General features: G+C 66.2%; 17 protein-coding genes. 13 read left to right on the top strand and 4 right to left on the bottom strand.

Annotated elements, in window-relative coordinates; genetic code table 11:
• The first annotated feature begins 292 nt into the window (after positions 1-292).
• From ACZLZY_RS19865 to clpB, 6 genes are all read left to right on the top strand, one after another.
• Positions 293-1,546 (top strand): aspartate kinase, encoded by a 1,254-nt coding sequence (locus tag ACZLZY_RS19865; protein WP_472935781.1) that lies wholly within the window; start codon positions 293-295, stop codon positions 1,544-1,546.
• Between the two features lie 114 nt (positions 1,547-1,660).
• A complete protein-coding gene (gene ptsP / locus ACZLZY_RS19860; protein WP_472935925.1) occupies positions 1,661-3,928 on the top strand; it encodes a phosphoenolpyruvate--protein phosphotransferase in 2,268 nt (755 codons plus the stop codon).
• Between the two features lie 75 nt (positions 3,929-4,003).
• Positions 4,004-5,083 carry a peptide chain release factor 1 gene (gene prfA / locus ACZLZY_RS19855; protein WP_472935780.1) on the top strand — a complete coding sequence of 360 codons (1,080 nt, stop codon included), beginning with the start codon at positions 4,004-4,006 and terminating at the stop codon, positions 5,081-5,083.
• Between the two features lie 6 nt (positions 5,084-5,089).
• Positions 5,090-5,956 (top strand): peptide chain release factor N(5)-glutamine methyltransferase, encoded by an 867-nt coding sequence (prmC, locus tag ACZLZY_RS19850; protein ID WP_472935779.1) that lies wholly within the window; start codon positions 5,090-5,092, stop codon positions 5,954-5,956.
• A 415-nt stretch (positions 5,957-6,371) separates the two neighbouring features.
• On the top strand, positions 6,372-7,661 hold the full coding sequence (locus ACZLZY_RS19845) for a DUF4167 domain-containing protein (RefSeq protein WP_472935778.1): 1,290 nt from the start codon (positions 6,372-6,374) through the stop codon (positions 7,659-7,661).
• 204 nt (positions 7,662-7,865) lie between these two features.
• Positions 7,866-10,487, top strand: coding sequence for an ATP-dependent chaperone ClpB (gene clpB, locus ACZLZY_RS19840; RefSeq protein ID WP_472935777.1), 2,622 nt, complete (start codon positions 7,866-7,868; stop codon positions 10,485-10,487).
• Positions 10,488-10,544: 57 nt separating this feature from the next.
• Here clpB and ACZLZY_RS19835 read toward each other — a convergent pair whose 3' ends face one another.
• The 3 genes from ACZLZY_RS19835 to ACZLZY_RS19825 form a co-directional block, all read right to left on the bottom strand.
• The gene (locus ACZLZY_RS19835) at positions 10,545-11,387 is read right to left on the bottom strand and encodes an alpha/beta hydrolase (protein WP_472935776.1); all 843 of its coding nucleotides are present in this window, start codon (positions 11,385-11,387) and stop codon (positions 10,545-10,547) included.
• A gap of 3 nt (positions 11,388-11,390) precedes the next feature.
• Positions 11,391-12,095, bottom strand: a complete 705-nt coding sequence (locus ACZLZY_RS19830) for a hypothetical protein (RefSeq protein WP_472935775.1) — start codon at positions 12,093-12,095, stop codon at positions 11,391-11,393.
• 284 nt (positions 12,096-12,379) lie between these two features.
• Complete coding sequence (locus ACZLZY_RS19825) at positions 12,380-13,792, bottom strand: APC family permease (RefSeq protein WP_472935774.1); 1,413 nt, start codon at positions 13,790-13,792, stop codon at positions 12,380-12,382.
• A gap of 212 nt (positions 13,793-14,004) precedes the next feature.
• Here ACZLZY_RS19825 and ACZLZY_RS19820 point away from each other — a divergent pair, with 212 nt between their 5' ends.
• From ACZLZY_RS19820 to ACZLZY_RS19790, 7 genes are all read left to right on the top strand, one after another.
• Positions 14,005-14,763 (top strand): amino acid ABC transporter substrate-binding protein, encoded by a 759-nt coding sequence (locus tag ACZLZY_RS19820; protein WP_472935773.1) that lies wholly within the window; start codon positions 14,005-14,007, stop codon positions 14,761-14,763.
• A 93-nt stretch (positions 14,764-14,856) separates the two neighbouring features.
• Positions 14,857-15,537, top strand: coding sequence for an ABC transporter permease subunit (locus tag ACZLZY_RS19815; RefSeq protein WP_472935772.1), 681 nt, complete (start codon positions 14,857-14,859; stop codon positions 15,535-15,537).
• Positions 15,534-16,286, top strand: coding sequence for an amino acid ABC transporter ATP-binding protein (locus tag ACZLZY_RS19810; RefSeq protein WP_472935771.1), 753 nt, complete (start codon positions 15,534-15,536; stop codon positions 16,284-16,286). Before ACZLZY_RS19815 ends, ACZLZY_RS19810 begins: the two co-directional genes overlap by 4 nt.
• A 119-nt stretch (positions 16,287-16,405) precedes the next feature.
• The gene (locus ACZLZY_RS19805; RefSeq protein ID WP_472935924.1) at positions 16,406-17,554 is read left to right on the top strand and encodes a BaiN/RdsA family NAD(P)/FAD-dependent oxidoreductase; all 1,149 of its coding nucleotides are present in this window, start codon (positions 16,406-16,408) and stop codon (positions 17,552-17,554) included.
• Between the two features lie 224 nt (positions 17,555-17,778).
• Complete coding sequence (locus ACZLZY_RS19800; protein ID WP_472935770.1) at positions 17,779-19,272, top strand: L,D-transpeptidase family protein; 1,494 nt, start codon at positions 17,779-17,781, stop codon at positions 19,270-19,272.
• A 119-nt stretch (positions 19,273-19,391) separates the two neighbouring features.
• Complete coding sequence (locus ACZLZY_RS19795; RefSeq protein WP_472935769.1) at positions 19,392-20,558, top strand: L,D-transpeptidase family protein; 1,167 nt, start codon at positions 19,392-19,394, stop codon at positions 20,556-20,558.
• Positions 20,555-21,913 carry an extensin-like domain-containing protein gene (locus ACZLZY_RS19790; RefSeq protein WP_472935768.1) on the top strand — a complete coding sequence of 453 codons (1,359 nt, stop codon included), beginning with the start codon at positions 20,555-20,557 and terminating at the stop codon, positions 21,911-21,913. The genes ACZLZY_RS19795 and ACZLZY_RS19790 overlap by 4 nt, the downstream gene beginning before the upstream one ends.
• Positions 21,914-22,117: 204 nt before the next feature.
• Here ACZLZY_RS19790 and ACZLZY_RS19785 read toward each other — a convergent pair whose 3' ends face one another.
• Positions 22,118-24,040 carry a M23 family metallopeptidase gene (locus tag ACZLZY_RS19785; protein WP_472935767.1) on the bottom strand — a complete coding sequence of 641 codons (1,923 nt, stop codon included), beginning with the start codon at positions 24,038-24,040 and terminating at the stop codon, positions 22,118-22,120.
• Between the last annotated feature and the right edge of the window lie 831 nt (positions 24,041-24,871).

Genomic DNA, 24,871 nt, shown 5'->3' with positions numbered 1-24,871 from the left:
AGTCTAGCCGCCTTGACGAAACATCAGGTTGCCGTCGAGCCGCTATCGGCGGGAAAAGCCGGGAATGGCTTCCAGTTCGTATACGCGCGGCCGGTCTGCAGACGTATTCCATGCCTCTGGTGGCGACTTGAGGCGTGGCCGGCGCAGGGGCCCGCGACGCCTATTCTTGCAGTCGCCGCGCATATCCGCTAACTCCCGGCCGCTGCAGGGAGGGCTCGGAAGGCGTTCCCGGAAGCGTCCTATCGACACACCGCGGACATCTCTGCCGTCCGCCGTCCAGGCTAGCATCTCCATGGCGCGTCTCGTCCTCAAGTTCGGCGGCACTTCGGTCGCCGACATTCCCCGCATCCGCAACGTCGCGGAGCACGTGAAACGTGAGGTGGATGCCGGGCATCAGGTCGCCGTCGTAGTGTCGGCCATGTCCGGCAAGACCAACGAACTGGTTGCCTGGTGCCGCGAGGCCTCGGCCATGCACGATGCCCGCGAATACGATGCCGTGGTGGCGTCGGGCGAGCAGGTGACGGCCGGGCTTCTCGCCATCGCGCTGCAGGCGATGGGCGTCAACGCCCGCTCCTGGATGGGCTGGCAGGTGCCGATCAAGACCGACGGCCAGCATGGCGCGGCGCGCATTCTCGACATCGACGGCTCGGAACTCGTCCGCCGCTTCGACGAGGGCCAGGTCGCCGTCATCGCCGGCTTCCAGGGCATCGCGCCGGACAACCGGATCGCGACGCTCGGCCGCGGCGGCTCCGACACCTCGGCGGTGGCGATCGCCGCGGCGATCAAGGCCGACCGCTGCGACATCTATACCGACGTCGACGGCGTCTACACCACTGACCCGCGCATCGAGCCCAAGGCGCGGCGAATGGCGAAGATCTCGTTTGAAGAAATGCTGGAAATGGCGTCGCTCGGCGCCAAGGTCCTGCAGGTGCGCTCGGTCGAGCTCGCCATGGTGCACAAGGTCCGGCTGTTCGTGCGATCGTCCTTCGACGACCCGCACGCGCCGGGAATGGGCGACGTCTTGAACCCGCCTGGAACGCTCATTTGCGACGAGGATGAAATCGTGGAACAGCAGGTCGTGACCGGCATCGCCTATGCCAAGGACGAAGCGCAGATTTCGCTGCGGCGGGTCGAGGACCAGCCGGGCGTCGCCGCGGCGATCTTCGGGCCGCTGGCCGATGCCGGCGTCAACGTCGACATGATCGTCCAGAACATCTCCGAGGACGGAACCCGCACCGACATGACCTTCACGGTCCCGGCGAGCGACCTGCCGAAGGCGACGGCGATCCTCGAGAAGGCGAAGCCCGAAATGCGCTTCGACGTGATCCAGAGCGAGCTCGGCCTCACCAAGGTCTCGGTGATCGGCGTCGGCATGCGCAGCCATACCGGCGTTGCCGCCACCGCCTTCAAGGCGCTGGCGAACCGCGGCATCAACATCCGTGCGATCACGACGTCGGAGATCAAGATCTCCATCCTGATCGATGGCGAGTTCTCCGAACTTGCCGTTCGGAGCTTGCATTCGGTGTACGGTCTCGACAAAGCTTGAGCCGGGCGATCCACCCCTGAGAAAGGGTGTCGCCCGCTGAAATGCGCGCGTCGGTGGCGGGCGAACGGACCGGAAGACGGGTTCCTCGGGACCGGCAGTTGGAAGACGGCGTTGATCAGAAGCGATTCGTCAGGACCACGCGTGCTCATGCGCAAGATCCGGGAGCTCATGGCCGAGCCCCTGGAGCCGCAGGCGCGTCTTGACGAAATCGTCCGCCAGATTGCCCAGAACATGGTGGCGGAAGTCTGTTCGCTCTACGTGCTGCGCGCCGACGCGGTTCTTGAGCTCTACGCCACCGAGGGCCTCAATCCCGGTTCCGTGCACCTTGCGCAGCTGCGGCTGGGAGAGGGGCTGGTCGGCACCATCGCCGCGACCGCGCGCTCGCTGAACCTGCCCGAAGCGCAGAAGCACCCGGCCTTCACCTTTTTGCCCGAGACCGGCGAGGAGCCGTTCAACGCCTTCCTCGGCGTGCCGATCCTGCGCGCCGGCCGGACGCTGGGCGTGCTCGATGTGCAGAACCGCGCCAAGCGGGTCTATCGCGAGGAGGAGGTCGAGGCGCTCGAGACCGTCGCGATGGTCGTCGCCGAGATGATCGCCGCCGGCAGCCTTGCCGGCCTGTCGCGGCCGGGCGTCGTTCTCGACCTGTCGCGCCCGGTCTCGTTCAACGGCGTTGCGCTGTCCGAGGGCATCGGGCTCGGTCATGTCGTGCTGCACGAGCCGCGCGTGGTGGTGACCAACCTCTTCAACGAGGATGCCGACGCCGAGATCACCCGCCTCGAAAAGGCGCTGCAGTTCCTGCGGATATCGATCGAGGACATGCTGTCGCGGCGCGACATCGCGGCCGAGGGCGAGCACCGCGCGGTGCTCGAGGCATACCGCATGTTCGCGCACGATCGCGGCTGGGTGCGCCGGCTGGAGGAGGCGGTGCGTAACGGCCTGACCGCCGAGGCCGCGGTCGAGAAGGTGCAGAGCGACATGCGCGCGCGCATGATGCACATGACCGACCCGTTTATCCGCGAGCGGCTGCATGATTTCGACGATCTCGCCAACCGCCTGCTGCGCCAGTTGATGGGCCGGGCGGAGGGCGCCGGCGGCGAGGACGGGCCGAAGGACGCGATCATCGTCGCGCGCTCGATGGGCGCGGCGGAACTGCTCGACTATCGCCGCGACCAGCTGCGCGGCCTGATCCTCGAAGAGGGCACCGCCACCAGCCATGTCGTGATCGTCGCCCGCGCGCTCGGCCTGCCGGTGGTCGGCCAGGCCAAGGGCGTCGTCTCGATGTCCGAGAACGGCGACGCCATCATCATCGACGGCGACGATGGCGGCGTGCACCTGCGCCCGACCGCCGAGGTCGAGGGCGTGTTTGTCGAGAAGGTGCAGTTCCGAGCCAAGCGCCAGGAGCAGTACCGGGCCCTCCGCGACGTTCCCGCCGAGAGCAAGGACGGGGTGGAGATCCACCTCCTGATGAATGCGGGCCTGCTGGTCGACCTGCCGCAGCTCAGCGCCTCCGGCGCGACGGGCATCGGCCTGTTCCGCACCGAGCTGCAGTTCATGGTGTCGTCATCGATGCCGAAGGCGAGCGAGCAGGAGCGTCTCTACGCGGCCGTCCTCGACGCTGCCGGCTCGATGCCGGTGACCTTCCGCACGCTCGACATCGGCGGCGACAAGATCCTGCCCTACCTCCATCAGTCGGCCGAGGAGAACCCGGCGCTCGGCTACCGCGCCATTCGCCTCGCGCTCGACCGGCCGGGCCTGATGCGCACCCAGCTGCGCGGGCTTCTGAAGGCTGCCGCCGGGCGCGAGCTGCGCGTGATGTTCCCGATGATCACCGAGCTGGCCGAACTGCGGCAGGCCCGCGACCTCATCTCGCGCGAGTTCAAGCATCTCACCAAGTTCGGCCATGTCATGCCGCGACGCCTGAAGATCGGCGCGATGATCGAGGTGCCTTCGCTGCTGTTCCAGCTCGACGAGCTGATGCAACTTGTCGACTTCGTCTCGATCGGCTCGAACGACCTCTTCCAGTTCTTCTCCGCCGTCGACCGCGGCAATGCGCGGATGGCGGGGCGGTTCGACGACCTGTCTCCGCCGTTCCTCATGGCGCTGAAGAGCATTCTTGACGCCGGCCGGCGCAATTCGGTCCAGGTCACCCTCTGCGGCGAGATGGCCGGCAAGCCGCTGTCGGCCATGGCGCTGATCGGCCTCGGTTTCCGCTCGATCTCGATGACGCCGTCGGCCATCGGGCCGGTTAAGGCGATGCTATTAGAGCTGCCAGTGGCCAAGCTGCAGGCGGTGATGGACGCCCATATCGCCGACCGCTACCGCAGCGGCTCGATGCGGCAATTGCTGACGAGCTTTGCCGAAGCGCACGCGATCCCCTATTAGCGGGCCTTCGCACGGACGTTGAGCGCGCGGCCGACCGGCACGCGTGCCCCCTTTCTTACCGACGCTTGGGACGACATGGCAGTTCTGCCTTCAGACACGATGAACGAGATCGTTCGCCGCTTTTCCTATCTAGAGGCCGAGATGGCCAAGGGTGGCGACCGCGAGAGCTTTGCCGCGCTTGCCAGTGAATATGCCGGCATGGAGGGCATCGTCGCCGCGATCGGCCGCTACCGGCGGATCGAGGCAGATCTCGCGGACATGCGGGCGATGATGGACGACCCGGCATCGGACCGGGAGATGCGCGATCTTGCCTCGGCCGAGATTTCCGACCTGCGCGACCAGGAGGCGGCGCTGTCGGAGGAAATCCAGCTGCTGCTGCTGCCGAAGGACGCCGCCGACGAGAAAAGCGCCATCCTCGAAATTCGCGCCGGCACCGGCGGCTCCGAGGCGGGCCTCTTCGCCGGTGACCTGTTCCGCATGTACCAGCGCTATGCCGAAACCCATGGCTGGAAGGTCGACGTTCTCTCCGCGAGCGAGGGCGAAGTCGGCGGCTACAAGGAAGTCATCGCCTCGATCAACGGCCGGGGCGTCTTCTCGCGGCTGAAGTTCGAGTCCGGTGTCCACCGCGTGCAGCGGGTGCCGGCAACGGAGTCGGGCGGGCGCATCCACACTTCGGCGGCGACGGTGGCCGTCCTGCCGGAAGCGGAGGACATCGACATCGACATCAAGGCCGAGGACATCCGCATTGATACCATGCGCGCCTCCGGCTCCGGCGGCCAGCACGTCAACACCACAGACTCGGCCGTGCGCATCACCCATCTTCCGACCGGCATCATGGTCGTCTCGGCCGAGAAGTCGCAGCACCAGAACCGGGCGCGGGCGATGCAGGTCCTGCGCGCGCGGCTGTTCGACATGGAGCGCCAGCGCGCCGACGACGAGCGCTCCGAGAACCGGCGCAGCCAGGTTGGCTCGGGCGACCGCTCCGAGCGCATCCGCACCTATAATTTCCCGCAAGGCCGCGTCACCGATCACCGCATCAACCTGACGCTCTACAAGCTCGACAAGGTGATGGAGGGCGAGCTCTCCGAACTCGTCGACGCCTTGACGGCCGATCACCAGGCCAGCCTCCTCGCCTCGGTCGGCAACGAGGGCTAGGCCGGCGTGTCGACCCCCGAGACGATCGCCGCGCTGCTCGCCCGCACCCGCAGGCTGTTGACGCCGGCGACAGTGGAAGCCGAGCTGGACAGCCGGCTGCTGCTGTCGTTTGCTTTCGGGCTGGATGCCGCCGGGCTGATCCTGCGCGGCAACGACGCCGCTTCCCCCGATCAAAAGGCGCTCCTCGACCGCCTCGTCGCGCGCCGTCTTGCGGGCGAGCCGGTCCACCGCATCATCGGCCGGCGGGCGTTCTACGCGCACGATTTCGTGCTGTCGCCGGACACGCTGGAGCCGCGGCCGGACACCGAGATCCTCGTTGACCTTTGCCGCCAGCCGATCGATCGGGTGCTGGCGACGCGAGGAACCTGCCTTTTGGTGGATGTCGGGACCGGCAGCGGGGCAATCGCCGTTTCATTGCTCGCGCTCTATCCCGAACTCGCGGTCGTGGCCCTCGATCTTTCGCCGGGCGCCGTGCTGACGGCGCGGCAGAATGCCGAAGCGGCCGGCGTCGGCGGGCGTTTCCTCGGCCTCGTCGGCGACTACCTCTCGGCGCTCCGCGGGCCGATCGACATTATCGTCTCCAACCCGCCCTACATCCGCAGCGCCGACATTCTCAACCTGTCGCGCGAGGTGCGGGCGCACGACCCGATGCGCGCGCTGGATGGCGGGGCGGATGGTCTCGACGCCTATCGTGCCATCGCCGCACAGGCCGCAGAGCTTCTCGCCCCGGGCGGCGATGCGCTGATGGAGATCGGTCAGGGTCAGGCAAGCGATGTCTGCCAGATATTCGAACGAAGCGGCCTTGATCTCGCCGCATCGGCAGATGATCTCAGCGGCATAGCCCGAGCGCTCTGGTTCCGCCGACACGCCTGACCGACGATTCGGGAAGGCGCCGCGGCGAGACGGGGACCGTGCTCTCCCGGCGTCGATATCGGGCGGAAAACCGTTGGAGACGTTAAGCTTTAAGTCGGACGCCAGTAAATAAGGCTTGTGGCTGCGCAGCGAAGCCACTAGATTTGCAGGCGTTACGGAATATTCGAGGGGGAACGCCCCGCGTATCTCGGTCCGCCGGACCGGTCGGGATGCCAGGCGCTCGGAAAACGGCATGACTGCCGTCCGTGATACCGTCGATTTGGAATCGATCGGCTTAACCGAAACATCAATCTCGATACTGGCAGCGACTGAACGCAGCCGATCGTGTGCCGCGACGCTTCCTCCAGCGTGACGAAGCACCCCGCGGCAAGGGGCTCACTGGCCTGAAGGCCGGATATCCAAAGACAGGAAGAGCATGAGGCCAGGACAGCAGCAGCAGCAGAACAAGCAGCGCATGCGCGGACGCGGTCGTAAGGGGCCGAACCCGCTCTCGCGGAGCTACGAGTCGAATGGCCCCGACGTGAAGATTCGCGGCACGGCGCAGCACATCGCCGAGAAATACTCGACGCTGGCGCGCGACGCTTCCGCATCCGGCGACCGCGTGATGGCCGAGAACTATCTCCAGCACGCCGAGCATTACGGCCGCATCGTCGCGGCGGCGCAAGGCACGTTCCAGCTGCAGCAGGACGAAGCCGAATACGACGGCGACGACGAGGAGGGCGGCGAGGACAGCTTCGACGCGCAGGACCGCAACCAGCAGCCTGCCCAGGACCGCCAGCCGCCGCAGGGCCAGCAGGACCGCCAGCAGGGCAATGGCCAGCAGAACGCCCGCGACCAGAACCAGCCGCGCGACGGCAACCGCGAGTTCGCCCGCGACCGGAACCGCGACGGCAACCGGGACGCCAATGGCAACCGGGACGGCAACCGCGAATTCAACCGCGAGGCCCGTGACCGCGACAACAACGGTAGCCGTGAGAACAACGGCAACCGCGACAATAACGGAAGCCGCGACAACAGCGGCAACCGCGGCAACCGCGACGGCAACCGCGAGAACCGCGATGGAAACCGGGAATTCGCGCGCGACCATCAGGCCCGCGATGGCCAGAACCGCGATGGCCAGAACGGTCAGCACCGGGAAGGCCGCGAGGCTCGGAGCGACAACCGGCCGGCACCGAGCGGTCTCGGTCCTCAGCCTTTCGTCGAGCCCCGCGTCCAGAATGAGCAGCCTGCCGTCGCCACCGGCGAGAACACGGCCCGCGTCGATGCGCCGGCCGAGGAGTTTAGGCCGCGCAATGACGGCGAGAACGCCGAGCGCGAGCCACGCCGCCGCGGCCGTCCGCGCCGTGCACGGCTTGGCGAGAACGAGGCCGGTGTTGCCGGCGCGTCGGATGCAGGCCAGCCCGAAACCTCCCAGCCGATAGCGGACGAGCCGTCGCAGGCTGCCGCCACGCCGCCGCAGGCCGAGACGCCCGTAACGCCGCCGGCCGCGCCGGTCGCGGCACCCGCCGAGGCGCCAGCCGCTGCAGCGCCGGCTTCGGCGAAGGTCGATGCACCGGTGTCCGACGCCGCGCCTGTCGAGGGCGAGGCCAAGGTCAAGCGCAAGCCGGGCCGGCCGAAGAAGAAGAAGCCCGATGATGATTCATCCGGCGGCGGTGACGACGGCGGTGATCATCTGCCGGCTTTCCTGATGGCCTCGAACGGTTGATCGGGACACGCACTCACTAGAAGATACAGGACGGCGCCGGGTTACTCCCGGCGCCGTTTTTGTTTCCGGTCGGCAGGCCGCTTCCTCTTCCGGCCGCGTCGGGCGGCCCCCATATTCCACAGCGGACGGCTCGCCGATGACGGGAGCCAGCCTCCACTTGCGCGCCATGCCGGACGGGTGCCGCGCCAACAGGAGAACTTTTCGATGGACATGGAAAAATACACCGAGCGGGTGCGCGGCTTCATCCAGGCTGCCCAGACGGCCGCAACGACGCGTGACCACCAGCAGTTCACGCCCGAGCATCTTCTGAAGGTGCTGGTCGACGACAGCGAGGGCATGGCAGCAGGCCTGATCGAGAAGGCCGGCGGACGGGCGGCGGATGTGCGGCTGGCGGTGGACGCGGCGCTGGCCGCCATGCCGAAGGTCTCCGGCGGCAACGGGCAGATGTATCTCTCGCAGCCGCTGGCGAAGATCTTTGCGACCGCCGAGGAGATCGCCAAGAAGTCGGGCGACAGCTACGTCACCGTTGAGCGGCTGCTTCTGGCGCTCGCCGTCGAGAAGTCGGCGAAGACCGCGACGATCCTTGAAAAGGCCGGCGTGACTGCGGCAGGCCTGAACGAGGCGATCAACGATCTGCGCAAAGGTCGCACCGCCGACTCGGCTTCCGCCGAGCAAGGCTATGACGCGCTGAAGAAATATGCCCGCGACCTCACCAAGGACGCCCGCGAGGGCAAGCTCGACCCGGTGATCGGCCGCGACGACGAGATCCGCCGCACCATCCAGGTCCTGTCGCGCCGTACCAAGAACAATCCCGTGCTGATCGGCGAACCCGGCGTCGGCAAGACCGCGATCGCCGAGGGACTCGCGCTGCGCATCGTCAACGGCGACGTGCCGGAATCCTTGCGCGACAAGCAGCTGATGGCGCTCGACATGGGCTCGCTCATCGCCGGGGCGAAGTATCGCGGTGAGTTCGAGGAGCGGCTGAAGGCCGTGTTGTCTGAGGTGACCTCGGCGGCCGGCGGCATCATCCTGTTCATCGACGAGATGCACACGCTGGTCGGAGCGGGCAAGGGCGACGGGGCGATGGACGCCTCCAACCTCCTGAAGCCGGCGCTGGCGCGCGGCGAGCTGCACTGCGTCGGCGCGACGACGCTCGACGAGTACCGCAAGCACGTCGAGAAGGACCCGGCGCTCGCCCGGCGCTTCCAGCCGGTCTTCGTCTCCGAGCCGACGGTCGAGGACACGATCTCGATCCTGCGCGGCCTGAAGGAGAAGTACGAGCAGCACCACAAGGTGCGGATTTCCGACTCGGCTTTGGTCGCCGCCGCGCAGCTGTCGAACCGCTACATCACCGACCGCTTCCTGCCGGACAAGGCGATCGACCTCATCGACGAGGGCGCCGCGCGCCTGCGCATGCAGGTGGATTCCAAGCCCGAGGTTCTCGATGAGATCGACCGGCGCGTCATGCAGCTGAAGATCGAGCGCGAGGCGCTGCGGCGCGAGGACGACGACGCCTCGCGCAACCGGCTGGAGCGGCTCGAGGGAGAGCTTGCCAACCTCGAAGAAGAGTCCGACCGGATCACCCAGACCTGGCAGGCGGAGAAGTCAAAGCTCGGCCTTGCCGCCGACTTGAAGAAGCGGCTCGACGAGGCGCGCAACGAACTCGCCAATGCCCAGCGCCAGGGCGAGTACCAGCGCGCCGGCGAGCTCGCCTATGGCGAGATCCCGAAACTCGAGCGCGAGGTGGCCGAGGCCGAGGCGCATGAGATCGGCGGCACCGCGTCAATGGTCGAGGAGACGGTGACGCCCGATCACATCGCCCAGGTCGTCTCGCGCTGGACCGGCATTCCGGTCGACCGGATGCTGGAGGGCGAGCGTGACAAGCTCCTGCGGATGGAGGATGCCATCGGCACCCGCGTCGTCGGCCAGGGCGAGGCGGTGCAGGCCGTGTCGCGCGCCGTGCGCCGGGCCCGCGCCGGGCTGCAGGATCCGAACCGGCCGATAGGCTCGTTCATCTTTCTCGGACCCACCGGCGTCGGCAAGACCGAGCTTACCAAGGCCTTGGCGCAGTTCATGTTCGACGACGAGACCGCGATGGTGCGGCTCGACATGTCGGAGTTCATGGAGAAGCACTCGGTCGCGCGGCTGATTGGGGCGCCTCCTGGCTATGTCGGCTACGAGGAGGGCGGCTCGCTGACCGAAGCGGTGCGCCGCCGGCCCTACCAGGTCGTCCTCTTCGACGAGATCGAGAAGGCGCATCCCGACGTGTTCAACGTCCTCCTGCAGGTGCTCGACGACGGGCGGCTGACGGATGGGCAAGGGCGGACGGTCGATTTCCGCAACACGCTGATCATCATGACGTCGAACCTCGGGGCGGAATACCTCACAAGCCTGCCGGATGACGTTGATACCGACAGCGTGCGAGAGCAGGTGATGCAGGTGGTGCGCTCGGCCTTCCGGCCGGAGTTCCTCAACCGCGTCGACGAGACCATCCTTTTCCACCGCCTCAAGCGGGCGGAGATGGGGGCGATCGTCGACATCCAGCTGAAGCGGCTGGAGAAGCTCCTGGTCGACCGCAAGATCGTCATCGACCTCGACGAGGGCGCCCGCGCCTGGCTCGCCGAGCGCGGCTACGACCCCGCCTATGGCGCGCGGCCGTTGAAGCGGGTGATCCAGCGCGAGGTGCAGGACCCGCTGGCCGAGAAGATCCTGCTCGGCGAGGTCCGGGACGAGTCGGTGGTGAAGATCACCGCCGGGGCCGACCGCCTCGGCTTCTACGTCGTCGGCTCGAAAGCCGGCGTTGCCGGCGACCGCGTCGCGGCCTGATCGGCTCGCCCGCTGCGCATCCCGAAAGATGCGGCAGCGGGCGAGGCAGCCGTTCCTTCACGGCCAGGCTTGGCTGGCATTGCGCAAAGCGTTGGCCAGGAAGCGGGAAGGGCGGTCCCAGTCTCCCGGCGGAACGAGCGGATCCTTCGGGCCACTCGGCGGCAGATAATCGCCATGATCGTATCGATCGGCCGGTGCGATCGGATAGGATTTGGTGGTCTTGCCGATGGGATTGCGTGGTCCGGCATAGCCGAGCGCGGCCGACAGCGGGTTGGCCGTCGGGTTGAGCACTGCCGACACCAGATTACCGGCCGGAAACGCCCAACGCAGGACCCGGTCCTCGCGCGACGAGAGCACGGCGATCGCGTCGGCCTTGGACCCGACATCGCTATATTCTTGGAACAGGCAGGTGTTTTCGATGGCTGCCGCCATGAGACACATCAGACGGATCGGCAGCACGGTATGCCGCCCGGCCTCCAGCACCAAGCGGGCCCCGAGGCTGTGGCTGGCGAAAGAGAGGCTGCCTGATGTCCGGGCGTGGATGTTGAGGAAGACGCCGAGATTTCTGCCGCAGGTGACAGCGGTGCGGCGTTCGCTGGGATAGCCGAGCTTCCAGGCGTAGGAATCGCCCGGCCAGAGCACGGCGGCGAACAGCGTGCTGGCCGGCAAGGAATACGGCCTCAGCGCATCTTCGAGCCTGGACAGGGCGAAGACGCCGTCCGTCCAGGTGTTGTCGAAGCCATGGGTGGCGATCAAAAGATCCCTGCCTGCGACGCGCTCGGCAAAACGGTTTGCCGGAACCGGTCGGTAGCCTTCATCGGGGTTTCCCTCGAAGATTTCCGGCACTGACCGTGTGCCGCCGCTGATCCGCTTTTCGCGGAAGTTGATGAAAAGCGTCATCGCTCAGGCCTTGCCGAGCTTGAGGGCCTTTACCGCGGTGGAAACGGCCGAGGTCAGATCCTTCGAGACCGGCGCCAATGGCACGGCGATCAGGCCGATCAGCAGCGCGACCATCATTTCCTCAAAACCATGATAGCCGGTGATCCCGGGACTGGCGGTCACGGCGATCAGCGAGAGACAGAGCGAGACAATACCGGCGGCAAGCTTGGCGCTGTTGCGGTAGTACTGGTCTGCGCGCTCGTAGGCGGCCGACAGGCGGACATCAACAACGGAATCGAAGCGGGCGAGGAGGGCGAGGTCGGCCTCCTCAAGCGTCGTACCGGCCTCAAGCTTCTCGGCGACCATCTGCAAGCGAGTGCCGTCAACCGCTTCTATGTCCGTCGCCAGATGGCTGGCCGTGGTGCCGGTAAGGCCTAAGCGGATCAGGTTCAGCGTGGCCTGTTTCTGCTCGTCCTTCTGGACACCATTGATCCAGTTGGCCTCGATCGCCGTAAATGGATTGGGCCCCGCGGCGATCTCCAGCCCGCGCTCGAACGGCGCGAGGGCTTTCTTGATGAAGCCCAAGCCCGCACGCGAGATACCGCCGTTGAAGAACTTGCTGGAGTCGACAAGACCCTGCGCGGCAACGCCCAAAGCGGCGATCGCCGCAATCATGCCGCCGATGTCCAATGCTTTGACGGTCGCTGCGGCGTTGCCCAGGTCGTCCATAGCCCTCTCCCCGTTGCCCGCGGCTTCGGCGATCCTGTCATGGCGAACTGCGTCCCGGAAGGTGAAGAGGTGACCAGTGTTTTTAGGTATCTAAAGGTCGTCTCTGCTGTTTCTCCGGGGGCATGCCATGGGCCGAAAGAAGGCGACGCGGGACATCGCCGTGCATGTCTTCCGCAGGCAGGTTGCACTCGGCGATGGGTATGACCTTGCCCACCGTGGCAAACGCAGGAACCCCAGTTATGAAAGAGCTCCTTGGGGGGCTGCGGTAGAAGCCGCGCTCTAGTTTAGGGGGCACCGCTTTTTACCATGGCCGGCTGATCGGCATCGCGGCCGGTGCCGACGGCGCGGTTGACGAGGACGGTGACGATCCAGAGGCCGACGCCGATGGCCAGAAGTATGCCGGCGATCGAGTACTGAACGGGATCGCGGCCGGTCCAGGGGCCGGCGAAGAAGGCGCAGGCGAGGGCGCCGAGGATCGGCAGTACGGTCGGCGTGCGGAAATGCTGGTGCTCGACCGGGTCCTTGCGCAGCACCAAGACGGCGATGTTGACGACGGTGAAAACGCAGAGGAGCAGCAGCGCCGTCGTGCCGCCGAGCGCCGGCACCTCGCCGACGAAGGTGATGAGGCCGAAGGCGAGGAGCGTGGTGAAGCCGATGGCGATGTAAGGCGAGCGGCGGGTTGCATGCACCTTGCCGAGCGCTGCCGGCAGGACATGCTCGCGACTCATGCCGTAGACGAGGCGGCTGGCCATCAGCATGTTGATGAGGGCCGAATTGGCGACCGCGAACATGGTGATGAAGCCGAAGATCCAGAGCGGAAAGCTGGGCGCGCCGGCCGAGACGACTTTCAACAGCGGCGTCTCGCCTTCGCCGAGATCCTCCGGCGAGACGAGGGTGATCGCCGAAATTGAGACGAGAACATAGATCACGCCGGTGATGACGAGGCCCGCGAGCAGGACTTTCGGGAAGATCTTGGAGGGGTCCTTGCATTCCTCGGCCATGTTCACCGAGTCCTCGAAGCCGACCATGGCGAAGAAGGCGAGCGTGGTGGCGGAGATGACCGACCAGAACACCGTCGAATCCGCGGCGCCGCCGAACTGCATGACGCGCGAGACGTCGCCCTGGCCGAGCCCGATCGCCCACAAGCCGATGAAGATGATGATCAAAAGGCCGGTCAGTTCGACGACGGTGAGGACGACGTTCGCCTTCACGCTCTCGCCGACGCCGCGGAAGTTGACGACGGCGACGATCGCCATGAAGGCGAGGCCTATCAGCGTGATGCCGATACCGCCTTCGAGGCCCATCCCCAAAGCCGTCGACATGTTGGCCGCGAAGGCCCGCGAGGCCGTGGCGGCGGAGGTGATGCCCGAGCACATCACGGCGAAGGCGACGATGAAGGTGACGAAGTGGATGCCGAAGGCCTTGTGCGCGTAAAGCGCGGCGCCTGCCGCTTTCGGGTATTTCGTCACCAGCTCGAGATAGCTGAAGGCGGTGATGAGGGCGACGACGAAGGCGATGAGGAAAGGCAGCCAGACGACACCGCCGACCTGCTTGGCGACCTGTCCGGTGAGCGCGTAGATGCCGGTGCCGAGAATATCGCCGACGATGAAGAGCAGGAGCAGCCAAGGCCCCATCACCCGGTGCAGCGCTGGCTCGACTGCCGCCCCGCCCCCGGCCGGCTGTGTGATGTCGGTCATCTCGGCGTCTCCCTGGCCAACTATTTATCAGCTAGGATTAGTGTCGGGCTTCAGGCGCTGTCAAACGGTTAGGCCGGGCGGCGCCAGGGACCGAGGCGGACGGAAAAGCTACGGATCGGCGGGGGAACGCCAATCCATTCCTTGAGGAACCCTGACGCATTTCCGATCTTCTGACTATCGTCACACCTCTTCCCTGCCTAAGGACTCACCGGATGAAACTCGTCGCCGCCACCCTTGCCGCCCTTCTCGCCAGCGCAGCACTCGCCAGCGCCGGAAGCCTCGAGGACGTCAAATCCAGCGGCGCCCTGCGCATCGGCACCGAGGGCACCTACGCGCCTTTCACCTTCCACGACACGTCCGGCAAGCTGGTCGGCTTCGACGTCGAGATCGGCGAGGCGGTTGCCGAGAAGCTCGGCGTCAAGGCAGCGTTCGTCGAGGGCAAGTGGGACGGCCTGATCGCCGGCCTTGCCTCCAACCGCTATGATGCGGTGATCAACCAGGTGGGCATCACCGAGGAGCGCAAGGCGCGCTTCGACTTTTCCGACCCCTACATCGTCTCCAAGGCCGTCCTGATCGTCAAGGAAGGCAGCCCGATCAAGGATTTCCCTGACCTCAAGGGCAAGCGCGCGGCGCAGTCGCTGACCTCGAACTACGGCAAGATCGCTGAAGGCGCCGGCGCCGAGCTCGTCGGGACCGACGGCTTCGACCAGTCGGTGCAACTGGTGCTGACAGGCCGGGCGGACGCCACGATCAACGACAACCTGTCGTATCTCGACTTCAAGAAGAAGCAGCCGAATGCCGGCGTCGCGGTGGTCGCGACGCAGGACGATGCGGCCGCTTCCGGTATCATCGTGCAGAAGGACAATGCGCCGCTGGTCGCCGAGATCAACAAGGCGCTGGCCGCGATCAAGGCGGATGGCACCTACGGCAAGATCTCGCAGAAGTATTTCGGCGCCGACGTCTCGCAGTAACGGCTGGCGTCGCCGCGCGCCTCGCGGCACACTGGGCTTAACCACACGGCCGACCGGCTTCCGGTCGGCCGTCTTGTCTTTCGGGGAACACGCTTGCCGCCCTTTCTGCAGCTCATGCTGGACTCGCTCTGGCCCCTCGTCCGTGCCGGACTGGTTTTTTCGGTGCCGCTGGCGGTGCTGTCCTTCGTGTTGGGCCTCGCGCTCGGTTTCGTCACGGCGCTGACCCGGCTGTTCGCGCCGAAGCCGCTCGCCCTTCTCGCGCGGTTCTATGTTTGGTTCATCCGCGGCACGCCGCTTCTGGTGCAGCTCTTCGTCATCTTCTACGGCCTGCCGAGCGTCGGCATCCTGATCGACGCCTTTCCCGCGGCCTTGATCGGCTTCACCCTCAGCGTCGGGGCCTATACGTCGGAAGTCATCCGGGCGGCGCTGACCTCGGTCTCGCGCGGGCAGTGGGAGGCGTCCTATGCCATCGGCATGACCGGGCGGCAGACGCTGATGCGCACCATCGTGCCGCAGGCGACGCGGGTGGCGGTCCCGCCGCTGTCCAATTCCTTCATCTCGCTGGTCAAGGACACCTCGCTCGCTGCCGCGATCACCGTGCCGGAACTGTTCCAGCAGGCGCAGCGGATCGTGGCGACCACCTACGAGCCGCTGATCCTCTACATCGAGGCGGCGCTGCTCTATCTCGTGGTCTCCTCGGTTCTCTCGGCTCTTCAGGCACGGCTTGAAAAGCACTACGGCCGCTATGGCGGCTTTCTGGAGACCGGCCGATGATCCGCCTTTCCGGTATCCGCAAGCGCTTCGGCGACAATGTCGTCCTCGGCGGAGTCGACCTCGACATTACCGAGGGCAGCGTGACCGCGCTGATCGGCCCTTCCGGCAGCGGCAAGAGCACGCTGCTGCGCTGCGTCAACCTTCTGGAGATGCCGGAGGCCGGCACGCTCGAGCTCGGCACCCTCCGGCTGACCTTCGACGCCGCACACAAACCCTCCAAGGCCGACATTCTGGCGGTTCGGCGGCAGACCGGCATGGTGTTCCAGAACTTTCAGCTGTTTCCGCACCGCACGGTGATCGGCAATGTGATGGAGGGCCTGGTCGTCGTTTCGCAATGGCCGGAGGAAAAGGCCCGGACAAGGGCGATGGAACTCCTGGAGAAGGTCGGCATGGCTGATAAGGCCGAGGCTTGGCCGGCGACGCTGTCGGGCGGCCAGCAGCAGCGCGTCGCCATCGCCCGGGCGCTGGCGGCATCGCCAAAACTTCTGCTCTGCGACGAGCCGACTTCGGCGCTTGATCCGGAACTCGCGGGCGAGGTCGTCGAGGTCCTCCGCACGCTCGCCGGCGAAGGCATGACCATGCTGATGGCAACGCACGACCTGCGCCTCGCCCGGCAGATCGCCAACCGCGTCGCTTTCCTCGAGGGCGGCGGCATCGTCGAGGAAGGGCCGCCCGCGGTGTTGTTCCAGACCCCGCGCGATCCGCGCACCATGCGCTTCGTCAAGACGCTGACGGGGGCTGTGGACTGAGGGGTGCTTGACCGGACGGTCGGTCGTCGGCACATGACGCGGAGCGCCCTGCAGCGCCGACCTTTTGGAGTGCTCACGTGAAAATCGACGTTCTGGTCATCGGTGCCGGTGCCGCCGGGATGATGGCGGCCGCCGAGGCCGGCAAAAGGGGGCGGAGCGTGCTCGTGGTCGACCACGCGGCAACGCCCGGCGAGAAGATCCGAATCTCCGGCGGCGGGCGGTGCAACTTCACCAATGTGCACACCAGTCCGAAGAACTTCCTTTCCGCCAATCCGAGCTTCTGCATCTCGGCGCTGAAGCGTTATCCGGCGAGCGCCTTCATCGCCCTCGTCGAGCGCTATGGCATCGCCTATCACGAGAAGGCGCTGGGGCAGCTGTTCTGCGACGGCTCGGCCGCTCAGATCGTGTCTATGCTGATGACCGAGATGCGGGAGGCGGGCGCCGAGCTGCGGCTTGGCACCTCGGCCGGTCGCATTCGCAAGACCGACGACGGCTTCTCGGCGGTGCTAAGCCATGACAGCCGCGGGTCCGAGCCAGTCGAGTGCAGATCGCTGATCATTGCCACCGGTGGCAAGTCGATCCCGAAGATGGGCGCCACTGGCTTTGGCTACGACGTGGCGCGGGAGTTCGGCCTGAAGGTTACCGACGTCCGGCCGGCGCTGGTGCCGCTGACGCTAGATCCGCCGACGCTGGAGCGGCTGAAGCCGCTGTCGGGCACAGCCATCGACGCGACCGTCTCGCACGGCAAGACGACGTTCGCCGAGGCGCTGCTGTTCACCCACCGCGGCCTGTCGGGGCCGGCGATGCTGCAGATCTCGTCGTTCTGGCGCGAGGGCGACGAGATCTCGGTCGCCATGCTGCCGGAGCGCGACGTGCTGGCGGACCTGCGCGCCGCGCGGGCGGAAAACGGCCGGCAGGCGCTGCAGACGGCGCTGGGCGCCTTCCTGCCCAAAAGCCTCGCCCAGCGGATCGCCGAGGCGCATCCCGGGCCGAAGAACCTGGCCGACTGGTCCGACAAGCTGCTGCGCGGCGTTGTCCTTGCGGTCAACCAGTGGCGGTTCAAGCCGGCGGGGTCCGAGGGCTACCGCACGGCCGAGGTGACGCTCGGCGGCGTCGATACCAGCGAGCTGGACTCGCGCACCCTCGAGGCGCGTAGCGTGCCCGGGCTCTATTTCGTCGGCGAGGTGGTCGACGTCACCGGCTGGCTCGGCGGCTATAACTTCCAGTGGGCCTGGGCCTCCGGCTGGAGCGCCGGGCAGGTCGCCTGAGCGGTCGCACCTGCCAGACCACCGAGCGGGCAAGGCGAATGATCGGTTGAGTGACCGGTCCTCCACCCCATTCGAACGCGGAGCCGACCGGGCCGCCGGAGCTCTCGCGGACGCCTTCTTCATGCCGGGTTCATTTGCGATCTGGTAACCCCCGGGACAGCTTGGGGTGCTACGGCAGCCGTTGGTGTCGGGGCGGGCCGCCTTGCTCTGCGTGGAGAGTTCAGATGAAGTCAGTCACTGTGCCGTCCGCCGTGCTCGTGGCGCTGGCGTTGTCGGCGCTTTCGTCCACGCCGTCGCTGGCACAGTATTACGAGCCGAACGATCTGCCGATCTATGACGGGAATGGCGACGACGCCGCTCCCCCGCGGCGGGCCGAGAGCTTTATCGACGAGTACGGCCGGCGGGTGACCGTCGACGCGCGCGGCCGCATCATTGGCGTTGAGCAGCCGGACCGTGGCGGCTTCCGCCCGCGCGGGAACGGATCGGCCCGGCTGGGTGCGCCGCCCGCCAACGACCCGAACCTTGTCCTGGAAGGTCCGGCGGACGACGTTCCCGGCATCGATCCCGGCTTCAGATCCCGCCGTGCCGATCAACGGTCCGATCCGCGTTATGACGCGCCGGTCGAGAGAGGGGCCTTGCCGGACCCGACCTATGACTCCGCCTTTCCCGAGCCCGGCGATGACGGCCTTTCCGGCGGTCAGCGCAATGCCGGCTTGCCCGGCGACTCCCAGTTGCCCGGCGACTCGCAACTGCCCGGCGATGCCGGCGGCGCGATCGACATGCCCGAGGGCAATCCCGCGATCGTTTATCCCAACGAGACCACCGCGCCGGAATCCCGGCCCGCACCGTCTGTTGCCGGCCCGAAAGGCAAGAATGCCTCGGTGCAGATCGCTGCGCTGCAGGTGCTGCTCGACCGTGCCGGCATCTCGCCGGGCGTGATCGACGGGCGCATGGGCGGCAATGTCGACAAGGCGGTCGCCGCCTATGAGGAGAAGTTCGGCACAAGGCTCGACGCGACCAATTCGCAGGCGCTCGCCGAGGAACTGGACTCGACCGGCGGACCCGCGATCGTCAGCTACACCATCACCGAGAAGGACATCGCCGGTCCCTATGTCGCCTCCATCCCGGACGACTATGCCGAGAAGGCGCTGCTGCCGGCGATGGCCTATACGCGCGTCAGCGAGATGCTCGGCGAGCGTTTCCATATGGACGAGAACTATCTGAAGGCGATCAACCCTGGCGCCGACTTCAACCGGCCGGGCACGATCCTGAAGGTCACCGCCGTCGGCGCGAATGTCACCGAGCCGGTCGCCAAGATCATCGCCGACAAGGGCCGCGAGCAAGTGCGCGCCTACGACGCCGCCGGTCGATTGATCGCCGCCTATCCCTCGACCATCGGCTCGTCCGATACGCCTTCGCCGAGCGGCACCGTCGAGGTCAGCCGCATCGCCTTCGACCCGAACTACACCTACAATCCGAAGATCAATTTCACCCAAGGCTCGAACAAGTCGATCCTCACCATCCCCCCCGGCCCGAACGGACCGGTCGGCTCGGTCTGGATCGCGCTGTCGAAGCCGACCTACGGCATTCACGGGACGCCGGAGCCCTCGAAGATCGGCAAGACCAACAGCCATGGCTGCGTGCGCCTGGCCAATTTCGACGCGCAGGAACTCGCGAAGCTCGTCAAGCCGGGCGTCACGGTCGAGTTTATCGAGTAGCGCGGCGCCGCCATCGCGGCGGCAGCGGATGCGGGGCACCGTTTGATAAGATAAGCTGAAGACCCCGGAGCGGAGTAGGCTTCTGCACGTTACCCCCTGCAAAACAGGCGGAGACAGACATGCGGCCACAGTTCATCCACTCGGTATTGATCAGCCTCCTTCTTTCCTCGGTGGCGCAGGCGCAGACCCCTGACCCGGCAGCCGCGCCGACACCGCCATCGACCAGCGCGCCCGATCTGTCGCCGGGCTCGATCGATGCGGCGTCGTTCGAGGAATGGCAGGCCCGCGTCAAAACCGCCGCCGAAGCCAAGGACGTAATCGAGGGGGAGGCGGACTCCACCGTCGACATGATGGCCCGCGAACAGGCCGCCGATGCGCCGGCTGCCGACCAGCAGGCCGTGGCCGTCGATCCCGGCATCGCCGAAAAGCCCGAGGATGTTCCCGATCCCTTTCTGATTCGGATGCAAGTTCTGCTCGACCGTGCGCATGCATCGCCGGGCGTCATCGACGGCATGCCCGGAGGCAACACCGAAAAGGCAATCAAGGCCTTTGAAAAGATGCACGACCTCAAGGCGGACGGCAAAGCCGATCCTGAGTTCTGGGCCGCGCTTTCGGCCGATACCGCCAAGAGCATGCAGGTCTACCGCCTGACCCAGGCCGATCTCGATGAGCGTTTCGTTCCGGACCTGCCGACCGATTACGCCAAGCTCGCCAAGCTCGAGTGGCTTGGCTACCGCGACGTCGCAGAAATGCTCGGCGAGCGCTTCCATATGGACGAGAAGCTGCTGCGCCGGCTCAATCCCAAGATCGACGAGGCGAGCGTCGGCCAGGAAGTACTGGTGGTCGATCCCGGTGCCGCTCCCGAGGGCAAGGTTGCCAAGATCGTCGTCGACAAAAGCCTCGGCGAACTCATCGCCTATGACGAGGATGGCAAAATCCTCCTGATGGATCCCGCGACCATCGGTTCGGAAGGCACACCGTCGCCATCGGGTACGATGAAGGTGAACGGCAGTGCCCAGGAGCCGACCTATGAGTACAATCCCGACAAGAATTTCCAGCAAGGCAAGAACGACAAGAAGCTGACGCTGCCGGGTGGCCCGAACGGACCCGTGGGCATCGTCTGGATCGACCTGTCGAAGCCGACCTATGGCATCCACGGCACGCCCGATCCCTCGAAGATCGACAAGACGGCAAGCCATGGCTGTGTGCGTCTGACAAATTGGGATGCGCAGGCGCTGTCGAAGATGGTGCAGCCCGCAAAGACCGTGGTGGAGTTTAGCGAATGAGGTCGGCGTTGCGCCGCAGCGCTGCGGTTCTCGCCATTCTCAGCATTGCTGGTTTCACGGATGCGGCGCCGGCGGTAGCGCAAAAGCTGCCGTGGTCCGACGCCAATCCGCTGGAGCGTCTGTTCGGCAAGCCGGCCCCGCGCAAGGCAACAACCCGACGTCACCAGTCGAAACGCTCGGCGCCCAAGGCGTCGGCGAGAGGTGCCGTGCCGGTTCCCAACCAGCGCCCGGCCACGGCTGCAGAAGCAGCGGTCCCCGCTGCCGCTACAGCAACGGCTGCCGCTGTTGCCGTCAAGGATGCTGACGCAAAGGTGCCGGATGCGGCCAACACGAAGGCGCCGTCCGAAATAGTCGCTGCGCAGCCAGCCGCGGCTGAGGCCACGCCGCCCGTACCACGCGCCGAAGACGTGCCAAAGCCCGAGGCGTCACCCGCACCCCCGGTTGAATCGGAAGCACCGGCCGAGCCGGCAGTGGCCGTCGAGCCGGAAGCAGAGGCCGAAAAGGCGGAGCACAAACCCTCGATCGACTCCGATGCCGGCGTTGCGCAGGCAAATGATCCCGCTGCGACAACACCCGTCGACCCGGCGGCGACGGCGGCAAAGCCCGTGGATGAAATTCCGGTGCCGGACCAACGGCCGGCCGCGCCGGGCGAGGCAAAGCCGGCAGTTGAGGTCGAACCGCAGAAGCCGGCCAAGCCGACCCCGTCCACTGAAGAAGCGGCGGATGAAGATGCGGCGCCGAATTCGACGGAGAAGCTGAAGTCGCGCACGACAGCAGTCAGTCCAGCCGCAGCGGTTCTCGCCGCTGCTGCCGTGGAGGACGCCGAGGCCTGTGAGACCGAGCTGAAGAAGCGCGGCGTCGAGTTCACCGTCGACGACAGCATTTCCGAAGGCGAATGCGGCGTGCTTCGGCCCGTCGCCGTCACCCGCCTGTCTTCCGGCATCACGGTTTCGCCGAAGACACAGATGCTGTGCCGCACGGCGTTGGCACTGGACGACTGGATGACGAAGGGCGTCGTCCCCGCGGCAAAGGCCGATCTTCCAGACCGCAAGCTCACCGAATTCAAGCACGCCTCGACCTATGTCTGCCGACCGCGTGCCAGCGAGAAGGGCATTTCCGAGCACGCGCGCGGCAGTGCGATCGACATTGCGTCCTTCGTTTTCGACAAGGGTGAGGAGATCGGCGTTGCGGCCAAGCCGGCGGGGAGCCCGGAGGCGAAATTCCAGGATTCCATCCGCGCCGCCGCTTGCGGCCCGTTCAAGACGGTCCTCGGACCCGGCACCGATTCAGACCACGATACCCACTTCCACCTCGACATCGCCGCTCGCAACAATGGCGCGACCTACTGCAAGTAGAGTTTGTCCGAGGGGCGGGGGAAGTTGCGGGGACAAGGCCGGCTCCGCAAGGTCGGGCCGAACCTTGAAATCGGGTGGAGAGGTTGCTGTCCTCTCCTAGGCACACCGATGGTTAGCCCTGAGAAGCGCTTTAAATGTTTCGGCGGCTGGCGCGATCACACGGTGTAGCGCAAAATCACTGCCCAGTGCTGAGGCGCGAAAATCCTACCGGGCGGCGACCTTGGCTGGGTCGTCGCGGTCCATCAGCAAGTTGTCGATCCGATCGCGTTCGCGTTTGAACACTTCGAGCTCCTCTCCCTGCAGCACGCGGCCGGAGGGCAGCTTGATGCGCATCGGGTCGAGTTTCGTGGTGTTGACCATCACCTCGTAATGCAGATGGTTGCCGGTCGAGAGGCCGGTCGAACCGATATAGCCGATGATCTGACCTTGCCGGACCCGGGCGCCCGGAACAACGCCCTTGGCGATGCCGCTCTGGTGGGAATAGGACGTCTCATAGCCGTTGGCGTGCTTCAGAATGGTCTGGCGGCCGTAGCCATTGGTCCAGCCGGCGGTCTCGACGACGCCGGATCCCGCGGCAAGGATCGGCGTTCCCTGCGGCGCCGCCCAGTCGACGCCCCAGTGCGGCCGGGTGTAGCCGAGAACGGGATGCTTGCGGCCGGTGCTGAAGGCCGAGCTCATGCGGGCATTCGGGACCGGCTTGCGCAGCAGGAACTGGCGGGAACTGCGGCCTTCTTCGTCGTAATAGTCGCTGTGGTCGTCGCCCTCCGCCCGGAAGCGGTAATATTTCTTCGCTACATCGCCGAAATTGGCTTCGACGAAGAGGATTTCCGATGCGTCGGTCGCCGACTCCTGGCCCTCTTCAAGCGAATAGAAGACGGTGAGGTGATCCTTCGGCCCCAGCCGGGCCTGGAAGTCGACTTCCGAGGCCAGCATGCGGATGAGCTGCTGGCACAGCCGCTCGTTAAGGCCATAGGACAGGGCCGCCTGGTAGATGCCGTCGTAGACGCTCGGCATGTCAGCGCGCTGGCCTTCGCTGGTGTTCTCGTCGAAGGCGTCGGCGACGGAATGACTGACATCCGGGGCGGCCGCCGGCTCGAAGCGCCCCGCATCGTTTTCCGCGACGGTGACGATATGGGTATCGCCGCGGTAGACGGAGAGACGGACGATCCGCCGGACGCCGCCCTCGGTCTCGGCGCCGACGCGGATGACGTTGTCGGCGTTGAGCACCTTGGTCGAGAGGACGTCGGCCAGCCTCTCGGCAGGATAGCTCGCCTCGTTATCTGCGTAGCCGGCCTCGGTGAGCGCCGACAGGATGGTCTTCTGCGTGGAGAAGGGGATGATCTCCTCGTTGTAGAGCGGGATCTCCGCCGGTGCGTTCGGCGCGGCGATCGAGACGTTCTCCTCGATGACGCGAAAGGCCGAGCCGGGCTCGTAATCCTGGGCGTCGCTTTCGAGCGCGAAGCGCAGCGGGTCGACCGGCTCCAGCGAGGCGACCTTGACGGGATCGTAGGACAAGGTCGGCGCGATGCCCCGCACTTGCGCCTCGGCTTGCTGGTCGTCGATCTCGCCGCTCTCGTCGAGGTCGGCGAAGTCGAACGGCTCCATTTTGAGGCTCATCTCGCTCTCGGTTTTGCCGCCATAGATCTGAGCGGCATCCGCTTCGACCTCCGGGGCGGCATCGCCGTCCTCGGCGAAGACCTTCATCGCGTCGAAGGCGGGATAGTCGACATTGGTGGTGTGGCGGGCGGCGAGCGACATGTTGACGTAGGCGAAGGGGAGGGTGCGGATCACCTCGCGGTCGCCCTCGCGCGTCACGGTCGAGAGTTCGAGGGTCTGCCGGCTCTTGGTCATTGGGATGGCGGTGGCGAAAACGCGCTCGCCTTTTTCCGAGGTGGCGTCAAGCGAGGCTGCGGCGGTTGCGGCCGCGGCGGGGCTCGCCATCGTATGGCGCCCGTCGAGTGCGGCCGAGAGCGCGATGCCCATCAGCGCGCTCGAGGTAAGACCGGTGAGCAAGGTTCCGGCCAGCCAGCGTACCGAGACCTGGCGACGGTCCGGACGCCGTCGCCGATCGGCGAGAAGCGGCGGCTCGTTTCCGAACTCGGGTCGACGGGGCGAATCCTGGCTCATTCACTTCCTTGGTTGGGTGTCAGCCCGGCCATCGGCGATCATGGTGGCGAAATCGCGACCGGCGGCCGGGGCATGGCGCCGCGCCGCTGAACGAATGGGGCGATTAACCCGGCGCAGCGCGGGACTGTCAATGCTGGGAGCGGCGCCGACGGTGCTTCCCACAATGGATGCAGTCAGGAAGGGGCGACGGGATGAGACGGGGGAAGGGGCGAAGACAGAGAGAGGGAAGAGGGAAGAGGGAAGAGGGAAGAGGGAAGAGGGAAGAGGGAAGAGGGAAGACATTCCGATCCTCTGGGAGACAATCTGCAGTTCCCTTCGGAAACCGATAGGTAGGCGGGCGTCTGGGTCCGGGAATTCCTGCGAATTGCCGGACAGCTCTAACCGCCCAAGACGAAGGGCTAATGTCCGTTGGCGATCTCACGGATTCACCGGCAAAGACGGGCGAGGTTTTGCCAAAAGTTCGACCTTGAGGAGGGCGCGTTCGCTTGATGCGCACAGACTGGAGGTGAGCGACACGCCGGGAGACGAAAGGGTTCCCTAAAAACCGACAGTCTGGAAGCCCTGCTAAACATTGGGTTTTGGGTTCTCTGCGACGATTTTGCGAAAAGGTCGTTGACAGAAACGAGGGGCGGGGCCTATACAGCGGACATCGAGACGGCGCGGCGCCGGGGCCAACCAGACGGGTTGGCGAAGAACTGGATCGGCAGAATTGGCCGGTGCGGTTCGAATTGGCGCCTCTGCTGCTTGAACATTTTGAGAGATTTGCCGAGTTGGCGGTCTCGACCGGACGATAGCAATTACTTGCTGGACGCCAAACGTCACCACGACGGT

Source organism: Mesocryomonas lacus (assembly GCF_055730135.2).
Note: the sequence above shows the minus strand (reverse complement) of the source record. Positions and strands in the feature narration are given on the sequence as shown.

Coding starts and splice junctions, on each gene's coding strand:
- ACZLZY_RS19865 (WP_472935781.1), top strand. CDS start 293: ATGGCGCGTCTCGTCCTCAAGTTCGGCGGCACTTCGGTCGCCGACATT.
- prfA (WP_472935780.1), top strand. CDS start 4,004: ATGGCAGTTCTGCCTTCAGACACGATGAACGAGATCGTTCGCCGCTTT.
- ACZLZY_RS19845 (WP_472935778.1), top strand. CDS start 6,372: ATGAGGCCAGGACAGCAGCAGCAGCAGAACAAGCAGCGCATGCGCGGA.
- clpB (WP_472935777.1), top strand. CDS start 7,866: ATGGACATGGAAAAATACACCGAGCGGGTGCGCGGCTTCATCCAGGCT.
- ACZLZY_RS19835 (WP_472935776.1), bottom strand. CDS start 11,387: ATGACGCTTTTCATCAACTTCCGCGAAAAGCGGATCAGCGGCGGCACA.
- ACZLZY_RS19830 (WP_472935775.1), bottom strand. CDS start 12,095: ATGGACGACCTGGGCAACGCCGCAGCGACCGTCAAAGCATTGGACATC.
- ACZLZY_RS19825 (WP_472935774.1), bottom strand. CDS start 13,792: ATGACCGACATCACACAGCCGGCCGGGGGCGGGGCGGCAGTCGAGCCA.
- ACZLZY_RS19820 (WP_472935773.1), top strand. CDS start 14,005: ATGAAACTCGTCGCCGCCACCCTTGCCGCCCTTCTCGCCAGCGCAGCA.
- ACZLZY_RS19810 (WP_472935771.1), top strand. CDS start 15,534: ATGATCCGCCTTTCCGGTATCCGCAAGCGCTTCGGCGACAATGTCGTC.
- ACZLZY_RS19805 (WP_472935924.1), top strand. CDS start 16,406: ATGATGGCGGCCGCCGAGGCCGGCAAAAGGGGGCGGAGCGTGCTCGTG.
- ACZLZY_RS19800 (WP_472935770.1), top strand. CDS start 17,779: ATGAAGTCAGTCACTGTGCCGTCCGCCGTGCTCGTGGCGCTGGCGTTG.
- ACZLZY_RS19795 (WP_472935769.1), top strand. CDS start 19,392: ATGCGGCCACAGTTCATCCACTCGGTATTGATCAGCCTCCTTCTTTCC.
- ACZLZY_RS19790 (WP_472935768.1), top strand. CDS start 20,555: ATGAGGTCGGCGTTGCGCCGCAGCGCTGCGGTTCTCGCCATTCTCAGC.
- ACZLZY_RS19785 (WP_472935767.1), bottom strand. CDS start 24,040: ATGAGCCAGGATTCGCCCCGTCGACCCGAGTTCGGAAACGAGCCGCCG.